This is a genomic window from Bacillus sp. FSL W8-0183 (assembly GCF_038006825.1).
GTDB classification, from domain to species: Bacteria; Bacillota; Bacilli; order Bacillales; family Bacillaceae; genus Bacillus; species Bacillus altitudinis.
The window spans coordinates 241,309-253,830 of sequence record NZ_JBBOVY010000001.1 but is presented as its reverse complement, the minus strand read 5'-3'; the positions used below and the strand labels follow the sequence as shown (position 1 = coordinate 253,830).

At 43.6% G+C, this 12,522-nt stretch carries 10 protein-coding genes and 5 tRNA genes; 3 read left to right on the top strand and 12 right to left on the bottom strand.

Going from position 1 to position 12,522, the window contains the following annotated elements:
* Nucleotides 1–83: 83 nt before the first annotated feature.
* The 12 genes from glmS to NSQ64_RS01465 all read right to left on the bottom strand — a co-directional run bounded on the left by glmS (nt 84) and on the right by NSQ64_RS01465 (nt 9,123).
* Nucleotides 84–1,886, bottom strand: coding sequence for a glutamine--fructose-6-phosphate transaminase (isomerizing) (gene glmS / locus NSQ64_RS01520; RefSeq protein WP_007498541.1), 1,803 nt, complete (start codon nt 1,884–1,886; stop codon nt 84–86).
* A 581-nt stretch (nt 1,887–2,467) separates the two neighbouring features.
* A complete protein-coding gene (gene glmM, locus NSQ64_RS01515) occupies nt 2,468–3,814 on the bottom strand; it encodes a phosphoglucosamine mutase (protein ID WP_341014684.1) in 1,347 nt (448 codons plus the stop codon).
* A 25-nt stretch (nt 3,815–3,839) separates the two neighbouring features.
* Nucleotides 3,840–5,246 (bottom strand): CdaR family protein, encoded by a 1,407-nt coding sequence (locus tag NSQ64_RS01510; RefSeq protein WP_341014682.1) that lies wholly within the window; start codon nt 5,244–5,246, stop codon nt 3,840–3,842.
* On the bottom strand, nt 5,239–6,060 hold the full coding sequence (cdaA, locus tag NSQ64_RS01505; RefSeq protein ID WP_008344027.1) for a diadenylate cyclase CdaA: 822 nt from the start codon (nt 6,058–6,060) through the stop codon (nt 5,239–5,241). Before cdaA ends, NSQ64_RS01510 begins: the two co-directional genes overlap by 8 nt.
* 203 nt (nt 6,061–6,263) lie before the next feature.
* Nucleotides 6,264–6,890, bottom strand: coding sequence for an anti-sigma-W factor RsiW (gene rsiW, locus NSQ64_RS01500; protein ID WP_008344028.1), 627 nt, complete (start codon nt 6,888–6,890; stop codon nt 6,264–6,266).
* Between the two features lie 14 nt (nt 6,891–6,904).
* A complete protein-coding gene (gene sigW / locus NSQ64_RS01495; RefSeq protein ID WP_007498553.1) occupies nt 6,905–7,468 on the bottom strand; it encodes an RNA polymerase sigma factor SigW in 564 nt (187 codons plus the stop codon).
* Nucleotides 7,469–7,652: 184 nt separating this feature from the next.
* Nucleotides 7,653–8,564, bottom strand: coding sequence for an arginase (gene rocF / locus NSQ64_RS01490; protein WP_039170230.1), 912 nt, complete (start codon nt 8,562–8,564; stop codon nt 7,653–7,655).
* Nucleotides 8,565–8,701: 137 nt separating this feature from the next.
* Nucleotides 8,702–8,773, bottom strand: a tRNA-Gln gene (locus NSQ64_RS01485).
* Nucleotides 8,774–8,777: 4 nt separating this feature from the next.
* Nucleotides 8,778–8,862: transfer RNA gene (locus tag NSQ64_RS01480), tRNA-Tyr, on the bottom strand.
* Nucleotides 8,863–8,890: 28 nt separating this feature from the next.
* A tRNA-Thr gene (locus NSQ64_RS01475) sits at nt 8,891–8,963 on the bottom strand.
* A gap of 3 nt (nt 8,964–8,966) precedes the next feature.
* Nucleotides 8,967–9,042: transfer RNA gene (locus tag NSQ64_RS01470), tRNA-Val, on the bottom strand.
* A gap of 6 nt (nt 9,043–9,048) precedes the next feature.
* Nucleotides 9,049–9,123 (bottom strand) — tRNA-Glu (locus tag NSQ64_RS01465).
* A gap of 220 nt (nt 9,124–9,343) precedes the next feature.
* On the opposite strand from NSQ64_RS01465, the gene murQ reads away from it, so the two are divergent.
* Genes murQ through NSQ64_RS01450 form a run of 3 tightly spaced genes read left to right on the top strand, consistent with a single transcriptional unit; the run spans nt 9,344 to nt 12,513 of the window.
* Entirely contained in the window at nt 9,344–10,255 is a 912-nt protein-coding gene (murQ, locus tag NSQ64_RS01460) for an N-acetylmuramic acid 6-phosphate etherase (protein WP_017358876.1), read from the top strand.
* A 12-nt stretch (nt 10,256–10,267) separates the two neighbouring features.
* Entirely contained in the window at nt 10,268–11,137 is an 870-nt protein-coding gene (locus tag NSQ64_RS01455; protein ID WP_007498558.1) for a MurR/RpiR family transcriptional regulator, read from the top strand.
* Nucleotides 11,134–12,513 carry a PTS transporter subunit EIIC gene (locus tag NSQ64_RS01450; RefSeq protein ID WP_008344031.1) on the top strand — a complete coding sequence of 460 codons (1,380 nt, stop codon included), beginning with the start codon at nt 11,134–11,136 and terminating at the stop codon, nt 12,511–12,513. Before NSQ64_RS01455 ends, NSQ64_RS01450 begins: the two co-directional genes overlap by 4 nt.
* Nucleotides 12,514–12,522: the final 9 nt, after the last annotated feature.

Sequence of the window (12,522 nt, the reverse complement as noted above, 5' to 3'; positions counted from 1 at the left end):
ACTGCTAGTTCTATTGACACAAAAATACCCTTTTAGACAATTATATCTAAAAGGGGTATCAAAAAACCGATTTTATTTAAAACCTACTCCACCGTCACACTCTTCGCAAGGTTACGTGGTTTATCCACATCACACCCGCGGTGAAGGGCTGCGTAGTAAGCGATTAGCTGTAATGGGACAACAGATGCAAGTGGTGCAAGTGCTGGGTGTACAGCTGGAAGGACGAAACGGTCGCCTTCGTCTTCTAGGCCTTTTAGTGAGATGACACATGGGTTTGCACCACGTGCAACGACTTCTTTGACGTTACCGCGAATGCTGAGGTTCACGTGCTCTTGCGTTGCAAGGGCAATGACCGGTGTGCCTTCTTCAATTAAAGCAATCGTGCCGTGTTTGAGTTCTCCGCCAGCAAAGCCTTCTGCTTGGATGTAAGAGATCTCTTTTAATTTTAGTGAACCTTCAAGGCACACATAGTAATCAAGTCCTCTTCCGATAAAGAATGCGTTACGTGTCACTGTGAAGAAATCACGAGCGATTTGTTCCATTTCATCCTTTTGATCGACAAGGGCTTCCATTGCGTTTGCTACAATTCCAAGCTCTTTCACAAGATCAAAGTCAAGAGATTGACCATTTAATTCAGCTGCAACGGATGCAAGGATCGCAAGAACAGCGATTTGTGCTGTGTAGGCTTTTGTTGAAGCCACTGCGATTTCTGGTCCTGCATGAAGAAGCAATGTGAAGTCCGCTTCACGAGAAAGTGTAGATCCTGGTACGTTTGTGATCGTTAATGCTTTATGACCAAGCTCTTTGACTTGAACAAGTACAGCACGGCTGTCCGCAGTCTCTCCAGATTGAGAAAGGAAGATGAACAATGGCTTTTTCGATAGAAGCGGCATGTTGTAAGAGAATTCACTTGCTACATGGACTTCTACAGGTACTTTCGCCCAGTCTTCAATGTATTGTTTACCAACAAGTCCAGCATGGTAGCTCGTTCCACAAGCCACGATGTAAATGCGGTCTGCTTCTGCTACTGCGCTTGCGATATCGCCAGCGACTGACAACTTGCCGTTTTCGTCTTGATATTCTTGGATGATTTTGCGCATAACAAGCGGCTGCTCATCCGTTTCTTTTAACATGTAGTGAGGATATGTGCCTTTCTCAATGTCGCTTGCATCCAGCTCAGCGATATAAGAAGGACGTGTCATGATATCACCGTCAAGGTTTTTGATGATAACCTCGTCTTTTGTGACAATGACCATTTCTTTATCCATTAATTCCGCATATTCGTTTGTTACTTGAAGCATCGCCATTGCGTCAGAAGCCACAACGTTGAAATCTTCACCGAAACCAACCAATAATGGGCTTTTGTTTTTCGCCACATAGATTGTTTCTTTGTTTTCGTTATCGAAAAGGGCAATTGCGTAAGAGCCTTTTAGTTGAAGAAGCGTTTGACGGAAAGCTTCCTCTGTATCAAGACCTCTGTTCACAAATTGTTCGATGACTTGAACAACAACCTCTGTATCTGTGTCGCTTTTTAGTGTGACGTCTTGTAAATATTCGCGTGTCAATTGTACATAGTTCTCGATGACACCGTTATGAACAAGCGTAAAACGGCCAGAAGCACTTTGATGCGGATGCGCATTTAGATGGCTTGGTACACCGTGTGTTGCCCAGCGTGTATGTCCAATTCCTGCTGAAGATGCCACGTTTGCATCAACGACTTCACGAAGTTCAGCGATACGTCCTTTTTCTTTGAACACATGCACGCCATCTTCGTTTGCCACAGCGATACCTGCTGAGTCATACCCACGGTACTCAAGCTTCTCTAAACCTTTTAATAAGATTTCCTTCGCATCATTCTGACCAATATAACCTACGATTCCACACATAAATATTCTTCCTCCCGATCATGTGAAAGGGACAAAGAAAGCCTACTAAAATAGAAGGGACATTTCTTCGTCCCTCTCTACATGTTTAATTTGGGAGATCATGTGTATTCCCTTTGTACAAAGAGTCACCTCTTTGCTTTAAAGAAACACTTACGGCTGTGATCTCTATATTTGATCAGCCGGGAGGCATCCGCCGAAAAATTCGATAACCTCCATCCTCGTCAACTAAGCATCTGTCTCGTTCGATCGCTTAGTTCGGGCGCTATAATTATAAGAGTGGCTGAACATCTACCCTGCCTTTCCTGCTAGAATAAAAATCCAGTAACACAAGGATGATTGTACTATAAGGTCTGACCTCCGTCAATCACAATTTAGCGGGTGATCCCCATCATGTTAGAAAGTAAGACCTCCCTACACTATATGCGATGAGGCTTGTCACGTTCTACCTTTGATGTGCTCTCTTATGTATGAAAGCAAGCAGCAAATTGCCCTCACTTATATCATTCGTATAAAACTTTCTTCTTATGACGTTTATTCGAAAAAAAAAGCAAACCGCTGCTTAGCGATTTGCTTTACATCAATTACTCAATACCCATTTCTTCTTTGACAACAGCCGTAATGCGAGCCACGTATTCATCACACAGCTCTTTTGTTTTCGCCTCTGCCATGACACGTACAAGCGGCTCTGTTCCTGATGGACGCACAAGGATACGTCCGTCACCGTTCATCTCTTTTTCAACCTCTTGGATCACAGCTTTTACTTTTTCATTTTCTTCCACTTTATACTTATCGGATACCTTCACATTCACTAGAAGTTGCGGGAATTTCTCCATTTCAGCTGCAAGCTCTGACAATGTTTTTCCTGTTGCTTTTAGTGTATTCACCAGCATGATCGCAGAAAGCATGCCGTCACCTGTCGTATTATAATCAAGGAAAATCAAGTGGCCTGACTGCTCGCCTCCGACATTATAGCCATCCTTTTTCATCGCTTCGACCACATAGCGGTCACCAACAGCGGTTTGAATGCTCTTAACGCCTTGCTTCTCAAGCGCTTTATAGAAACCAAGGTTACTCATGACCGTTGACACGACCGTGTCATCCTTTAATCGACCTTCACCCTTTAGATAACGTGCACATATGTACATAATTTGATCGCCGTCTACAATATCACCTTTTTCATCAACTGCAATTAAGCGGTCGCCATCACCATCAAACGCAAGACCAATATCCGCTCCTTTTTCTTTCACAAAAGCAGAAAGTGCTTCTGGATGAGTAGAACCTACGCCATCGTTGATATTCAATCCGTTTGGTGATGTTCCCATTGTTGACACATCCGCATCTAAATCCGCAAATAAATGTGTTGCAAGAGAAGAGGTTGCACCATGTGCACAGTCAAGCGCTACGTGAATACCTGTGAAATCCTCGTCTGCTGTCTGTTTCAAGAATTGCAAGTATTTCTGACCGCCTTCAAAGTAGTCATTTACTGTTCCAAGATCCGCTCCAACTGGGCGTGGCAATTGATCGACCGGCTGATCCATCAGCTGCTCGATTTCATTCTCCTGTTCATCAGACAGCTTAAAACCGTCACCGCCGAAAAATTTAATTCCGTTGTCTTGAACTGGGTTATGCGAAGCTGAAATCATGACACCTGCTTCTGCATCCATTGCCTTCGTTAAATAAGACACACCAGGTGTTGAGATCACACCTAAACGCATGACTTCAGCCCCAATTGAAAGTAAGCCTGCTACGAGTGCTCCTTCTAACATATGACCAGATACACGCGTGTCTCGTCCAACGAGTACCTTTGGACGTTCTTTATCCTTCGTGAGCACATAGCCGCCAAATCTCCCAATTTTAAATGCGAGCTCTGGCGTTAATTCGCTATTAGCCACACCCCTTACACCATCAGTTCCAAAATACTTGCCCATGTTTCAATCGCTCCTTTTTTACCATTCAAGAGGACGCTGCGTCCTCTTTGTTATCTTCTTTGACCCGCTGTCTTTGACTTGATTCTTTTTTTGCTTTATCTTGTGTTGATTCCTTTTGACTCTTCTCTTCCTGATCATCATTGGATGATTGATCTTTTCGATCATTCGTAGAAGCCGGCTGATCTTCTGTATCAGTAGAAGTCAGTTTCACTTTGACCTTCGATCTAGATAATGTCCATGTCACATTTTGAGGGCCATTCACTTGTACTTTGACCTCATGTGTTCCTTCGTTTAAGTCCCCGACATTGATATAGGCTTCAATATCTGAAGCCTTTAGTTTATCAATTGCACTCTTTGAACCTTTTGCTGTTAGTGTGAGACGCCCAGAAGACGGACTCACAAATTCAGAGCTAAGATCCTTGCTCAGACCCACGACAGAAATTGGGACATTATCGATCTTTTTTTCTTCAGCTGTTGCAACCTTCACTTTGATTTTAACAGTTTCAGGCGATACCTTTTTCACACCATCTGGCAGTGGAATGTCGGCATCAATCTCTGTATCATCTTTAATCTTGCTTAGGTCGAGCTTAACGCCGTCAATAAAATCAAGTGCATCCAGCACCTTTTGAGAACCGTAGACTGTCACCTCACTTGGGCTTGTCTCGATGCTTGAGATACTGATCCCATCTGGCAAGCTGCCCGTCCGCTCAATCTTAAACGGAACTTTCTTGCTTGGACTCGTAATCGGGACCGTAATATCTACCACAGACGGACTCACTTCGACTGGCAGCTCATTCCCGCTGCTATCATACACAGTGAGCTTCGCTTCTTTCTCAATTTGCTGATCAACATCCTCTAAGTTCACAAATGCTTTAATGACAGAAATTTTGTCGATCACATCTTTCGAGCCAGTGACCGTGACCTTTTTCGGATTCACAATAGGCTGTTCCGGTGAATAGCCGTCTTTGATTTTATTTTGATTATAAAATTCCGTTTCAACAGGGAATTCAGCTGTCGTTTTTTCCTGTATCGTCACAGTCGTCACAGACGGATTAATCGTTAATGTGATTCCTTTCGATACATCTCTTGCCTTCAATTCGACTTTATGTGTACCTGTCGTAAGGTTTTGCATATCTGCGTAAATTTCAAAATTTTTCGTTTGTCTTGCTGTTTTCACAGCACTAGTTGATCCTTTAATCGTGACATTGACTGTCTGCGGCACACCAGTGACTACATACTTTTCGTCGTCATAATATGCTTTAACAGGAATGTCCGTTAAGGTTGCTTCGTCTGTTGTCGATGTTGGGAAAAAGGATTCACCGATTTTTTTCGGCGTGGGCGCTTGCGCTGAATTGACTGCTCCATACAGCAATAAAGCGAAGACCAATGCAAGAAACTTAACGGCCCAGCGATTATTCAAAATCTTATCCATTTTTCTTGCCCCTCCAATACCATTTGGTCGAGGAAGCATCTTTGCTGTTCTTACTAAACTCAGCAATCAGCATTTCTTCAAGCGCTTCTTCTGTCAATTCTCGATGGAGATCACCATTTCTTGCGACACTAATGCCGCCTGTCTCCTCGGAGACAATGACGGTTAAACTGTCCGTTACTTCACTAATACCAACTGCCGCGCGGTGACGTGTACCGAGCTCCTTAGAGATAAAAGGACTTTCAGACAGCGGTAAATAACACGCCGCAGCTGCAATCTCATCACGCTTCATAATCACAGCGCCGTCATGAAGCGGTGTATTCGGAATGAAGATATTAATCAGCAGCTCAGAACTGACCTTTGCATTTAAAGGAATTCCGGTCTCTATGTAATCATTCATTCCAGTATCGCGCTCAATCGTTAACAGCGCGCCTATTCTTCTTTTTGCCATATAGTTAATTGCTTTTGTAATTGCCTCGATCGTTTTCTGCTGCTGTTCCTCTACAGGTGTTCCGCTTCTAGAGAAGAAACGGCCGCGCCCAAGCTGCTCAAGCGCTCTCCTTAGCTCTGGCTGAAAAATAATAATGATCGCAAGGAACCCCCACGTAATCGCTTGATCCATCAGCCATTGAAGTGTGTTAAGACCGAGATACGCACTTCCCATCCTGACGAGAACAATGACGACAATTCCCTTTAAAAGCTGAACCGCTTTTGTTCCGCGGATGACCATCATTAATTTATATATCACATACCAAACAACGAGAATATCAACAGCATTACCGAGGTACTGCAAAAAAGGAATATCCCCTAAAGCCATTTCCTCGTCCTCCAGAATTTTCAGTTATTCTTCGTTCGATTCATTTTTTATAAAAAAAGAGCCTATGTGTAAGTACATAGCGTGGCTATTATACCACATTTTGTTTCAGCAAGGAAAATAGTTGCCATATCTGGCTGGCATTCAAGTCTGTCCATCAATAGAAAAAGAGCAGTCCCTTAGAGACTGCTCTCAAACTGTTTGATTTACTTTTGTTCCTCTGGCCCAATGACCCGCATCACGTCTTGTGCTGTAGACTTCATTTTGTACCAAACCCAATCAAACACTTCATTAATTTCATTGATTTGACCAGTGACTTGTCCGGCAGAAGCAGTCAGCTGTTCTCCATTAACGACTGTTACGTTTCCATCAACCTTGCCTTCTACAATCAGCTTGCCATTTTTCACAGTGACATCACCTTTGACGGTTTCCCCTTTAGGTACCGTCACTGTATCATTTTCAACCACGAGATTCGGCTGCTTTGACACACTGAAATTATGATCCGTATTCCAGCTAGTAAACAGACTACCTCCCATCAATATGACAAAGAGGGCAGCGGCGACCATTAGCGGATGAGCTTTGATCCATCTTTGAATCGACACACGCTTTTTCTCCTTTGGAAGACCTGCCATCACCTTTGCAGTGAAATCAGATGGTGCTTCTATATGAGATGTACTCTGCACGAGCGCGATGGATTTCTCAATTTGTTGAAAATGAGTACGGCATTCCTCACACGATTGCAGATGGCTCTTTAATTCTTTTTCATCTTCGGGCTCTATATCCCCGTCTAAATACTGATGCATAAGCAGGACGATTTTTTCCTGACAGCTCATCAAAATCACCTCACTCAAAGGTCTCTCAACTGTTTCCGGAGAGCCTCTCTACCCCTGTGTATTCTCGTTTTCACCGTACCAACTGGTATATTCAGAATCTCACTAATTTCTTTTAACGAGAGTTCATCAATATACTTTAATACGATGACCGAGCGATATTTATCGGGTAATCTTAAAATTTTTTGCTGAATGGTGCTCGATAATTCAAGCGACACCACCTCGTCCTCTGGCAAAATGCCGTCAGCCGCAATTTGAGAATACATATTCAGTCCTTCTGTCCCTGCCACCTCTGCATCTAAATAATAATCCGGCTTTTTTTTACGAATACGGTCGATGGTCAGGTTGGTTGCAATGCGGTACAGCCACGTGGAAAACTTACGATTCACATCAAAGCTCTCAATATTCACATAGGCACGAATAAACGCCTCCTGCGCAATATCTTCTGCTTCATGTGCATTCCCAAGCATACGATAGCACAGCTGATAAATTTTGTCTTTATACAGGTCTACGATGTCTGCAAATGCGTTCTGGTCGCCTTTTTTCACTTGCTTAATTCTCTTTTTAATCATTGTTTCCATAGTATATTCAACCTCTGCCTTCACCGGTCTTTATGTATACGAACCTCGTTCCAAAAGGTTTCATTCTCCTCTAAAAAATAGTGTAACAAATTTTTGACAGCATGTTACGCTTATCAGCCGGTAAAAACCTTAACATATCCTTAAATTTCCCCAAAATTAAAAAAAAGCGGGAACAAGTCCCGCTCTATAATAGCTTTTCACCCATTAAAGAACCAATTAATGCAACTGCCGCTTCTGCTGTTTTATTTTTCTCATCTAATACCGGATTCACCTCAACAAACTCAGCAGATGTCAAAATCCCTGCTTCTTCTAAAAGCTCCATTGCAAGATGACTCTCTCTATAACTGATGCCGCCAGCAACCGGCGTTCCCACGCCAGGGCACTCTGCAGGATCTAGCCCATCTAAATCAAGCGACAAATGAACACCATCTGTTCTTTCTTTTAAATAGGCAATGGCTTCCTCCATTACTCTCGTCATCCCTAATCGATCTATTTCATGCATCGTATACACTTTAATGCCTTTTTCTCTAATCAATGCCCGCTCTCCTTCATCTAAAGAACGAGCACCAATCAAGATCACATTCTCAGGCTTTACTTTAGGGGTATAACCGCCAATATTGATTAGATCAGCATGCCCAAAGCCGAGACTGACAGCGAGCGGCATCCCATGAATATTTCCAGAAGGAGAAGTTTCCTCTGTATTTAAATCACCGTGCGCATCATACCAAATGACACCCAAATTTTCATAATGTTTGGCTACACCGGCTAGTGTACCAATTGCAATGCTATGATCCCCGCCTAAAATCAGCGGAAACGAACCTGACTGCACAATACTGCTAACCTTTTCAGCAAGAAGCTGGTTTGCGCCAGCATTCTCCGTTAAGTTTTTCAGTTTTTCACTTGTATAGAGACCTTTCTCATCATCCCTTTGCTCAACGGGAATGTCCCCTAGATCTTCGACATCAAATGAAAGCGATTCCAATTTTTCTTTTACACCAGCACAGCGAATAGCACTCGGCCCCATATCGACGCCCCTTCTCATTTGACCGAGATCCATCGGCACCCCGACTATCGTGACCTTCTTTTGATCTCCCATTATGTACATCCCCTTTCCGTTCATGCTTATATTTTACTTTCTCGGTGTCTTCTGACTCAACTCAACAATATTTTGAATAGTTATACATTCCAATCGTCAAAATAAAAAAAGACACCTTTTTAAAAAAGGTGTCTTAACTGGGCTAGCTGGATTCGAACCAACGCATGACGGAGTCAAAGTCCGTTGCCTTACCGCTTGGCTATAGCCCAAAAATGGTGGAGGGGGGCGGATTCGAACCGCCGAACCCGGAGGGAGCGGATTTACAGTCCGCCGCGTTTAGCCACTTCGCTACCCCTCCACATATGGAATTGATAAAAGAAAAACAGTGCCGGCAAGAGGACTTGAACCCCCAACCTACTGATTACAAGTCAGTTGCTCTACCAGTTGAGCTACACCGGCATATGGTGGAGGATGACGGGCTCGAACCGCCGACCCTCTGCTTGTAAGGCAGATGCTCTCCCAGCTGAGCTAATCCTCCACATGATGGTGACCCGTACGGGATTCGAACCCGTGTTACCGCCGTGAAAGGGCGGTGTCTTAACCGCTTGACCAACGGGCCAGTTTGTCAAGTTTACTGTTTCCGTGAAGCTGACAAAAGTTATTATATACAGGTTGTCCCCCTTTTGTAAAGGGGATTTTTATTTTTTTTATTTTCTAACTATTCAACCCTCATTAGCACAACATTTCGACTGAAATATAATTTCAGTATTTAAATATAATATTGAAATTTCATGTCATACTCAATATACTGAAAATGAAGAAATAAGGAGGTATGTCACATGCAGCCATCTCAACTGCGTTCTTTGACAACAGAATCAAGAAACCCTAACACCATGAGAATTTCACAAGCAAGCCCGCTAGAAATACTCCAAATGATAAATGCGGAAGATATGAAGGTCGCTCAAGCCGTCAACCGTGTCCTTCCAGACGTAAAGACAGCAAGTGACTTTGCCTTTGAATCCATCTCGAATGGGGGCAGACTCATTTATCTAGGGGCTGGAACAAGCGGCAGAATTGGGGTAATGGATGCGGTCGAATGTCCACCTACCTATAGCATTTCACCTGATGTCATCGTAGGCATCATGGCCGGTGGAGACTCTGCCTTTTCACATGCAGCAGAAGATGTGGAAGACAGTGAAGAAGCTGGTCAAAAAGATTTAGAACACATTCACCTGACATCAAAAGATACGGTTGTCGGCATCGCGGCGAGCGGTAGAACACCCTATATCATTGGCGCTTTAAACTATGCTAGAACCATTGGAGCAAAAACAGTAGCCCTCAGCTGCAATGAACAAGCAGAGATTAGCGAACTAGCAGACTGCGCCATTGAAGTCGTCGTAGGAGCAGAAGCCATCACTGGGTCAACACGAATGAAAGCCGCATCCGCTCATAAAATGATTTTAAATATGCTTTCCACCTCTGTCATGATCAGACAAGGCAAAGTATATGAAAACCTGATGGTAGATGTAAAAGTAAGCAATCATAAACTAAAAGAACGCGCCATCACCATCATTCAGCATGTGACCAATGCTTCCTACGAACAAGCCGTAAAAGCACTTGAAGCAGCCGATTTAGAAGTTAAAACAGCCATCGTCATGCTCCAAACCAAAACAGATAAAAAGACAGCCAAAGACCTGCTCAACAAAGCAGATGGTCACATCGACAAAGCCATCTTACGTCATCAATCTTAAAGGAGGAAACTCATGTCAGCAGGCGGACTCACCCTACTACACACAATGAAATCAAAGCTTCCCCAATCTGAAAAAATCATTGCAGACTATATCCTTGCCCATCCTGACAAAGTCATTAAAAGCACAGTGCATGAAATCAGTCAGGCTGCCGGTGCAAGCAGCTCTGCCGTCATCCGCCTCTGTAAGTCTCTCGGGCTGGATGGCTATCACGATTTGAAAATGCGGATCGCTGGAGACTTAATGCACACTGATAAACAAGGCTACCGGGATATCGAACAAGATGAACCACTTCAATCCATTATTCAAAAGACAGCAGGAAACACCATTCAATCGATCAAAGATACAGCCTCTATTTTAAATGTAGAAGCTTTAGAAAAAGCTGTTCAACTGCTACTGAATGCAAACCAAATCCATTTTATCGGTGTGGGTGCATCTGGCATCGTCGCAGCTGATGCCCAGCAGAAATTTCTCAGAATCAATTATGCAGCCACAGCCTTCACTGACATGCACATCGCATCTACGGTCATCGCAAATGCTGGAAAGAATGACATTGTGTTCGGTATATCCTTCTCAGGAGAAACATTAGACATCATCCAAGCCCTTCAGCTCGCAAAAGAAAATGAAGTGAAAACCATTGCTTTAACGCATCCAGGGCATACAAGCGTTTCTGCATTGTGTGATGTTCATCTATCAACGTCCGGTTCCAATGAAGCACCTTTTCGCAGTGCTGCCACTTCCTCTAGAATGGCACAGCTCTATTTAATCGATGTCTTGTTCCTCAGTTTAGCCTCCCGTCAATATGAACAGACAGCACAATATATTGACAAAACAAGGCATGCCATCCGCTCCATGAAACGAAAAACAAAGGGGGATTCAACATGAGTCATCAAAAAAAATATCAGCAGTTGGCGAAAGAAATTCTTTCACTCTGTGGTGGTTCTGAAAACATTTCTTCCCACACACATTGTATGACACGTCTCCGTATTACACCAATTGATCGTGAAAAGGTGCAAACCACCGCGATCAAAGAACTCGATGGCGTCATTGGCGTCGTCGAAGCGGAAACACTGCAAATCATTTTAGGCACAGGTGTTGTCAACCAAGTATCAAGTGCATTTGAACAGCTGCTCAATGCCTCAGGTTCATATGACTTAAACAACGAAGCACAGAAAAACAAACAAGCCATTTCACAAAAGAACCGCACACCATTCAAGCTGTTCTTACGGCGGATCGCCAGCATTTTCATTCCCATTATTCCAGCACTCGTTGCATCGGGTCTTATAACGGGTATTACAAAAGCGGTCGTGCAAGCAGGCTGGCTCGATGAAAAATCTCAAGCTGCGATTATCCTAACCGTTATAGGCTCAGGCTTGTTTGCTTATCTCGGTATATTAGTAGGAACAAACGCCGCAAAAGAATTTGGTGGCTCTCCTGCATTAGGCGCATTAGCAGGTATTCTCATCATTAACCCAGCTGCCGCTGATATTATGTTATTTGGCACTAATATTCTACCAGGTAGAGGCGGACTTATCGGTGTTCTTCTTGCAGCTATTTTTATGGCACTTGTTGAGACCCGGATCAGACGCTTCGTCCCGCAATCACTCGATATCATCGTCACACCAACCATCACACTACTCATTACAGGCATTTTCACGTACGTTATCTTCATGCCAGTCGGCGGATTTATATCTGATGCCATCACCTCTGGACTTACTTATCTATTAAACATTGGCGGTATTTTTGCCGGATTTGTTCTTGGTGCGACCTTCCTTCCTCTTGTTGTCACTGGACTTCACCAAGGCCTAACACCTATTCATATGGAACTGATTAATTCAATTGGAGATGACCCGCTTCTGCCAATCCTCGCTATGGGAGGCGCAGGACAGGTCGGTGCTGCCTTTGCCATTTATATGAAAACAAAAAAGAAAAAGCTGAAAAGAGCCATTGCAGGCGGACTTCCTTCAGGAATGCTTGGAATTGGAGAACCGCTCATTTTCGGTGTCACACTCCCGCTCGGAAGACCCTTCCTCACTGCTTGTCTCGGCGCTGGAATCGGCGGAGCATTTCAAGCCTATTTCCAAATCGCCACTAAAGCAATCGGGGTATCAGGTCTCCCATTAACCTTTATCGTTCACACACATCAAATGCTACTTTACTTAATAGGACTCTTCATTGCATATGTCGCTGGATTTATCTTCACATACTTATTCGGATTTCATGATGATATGGCTGTTGAATTCGAGGAAAATAAGCAATAGGAGGTCTAG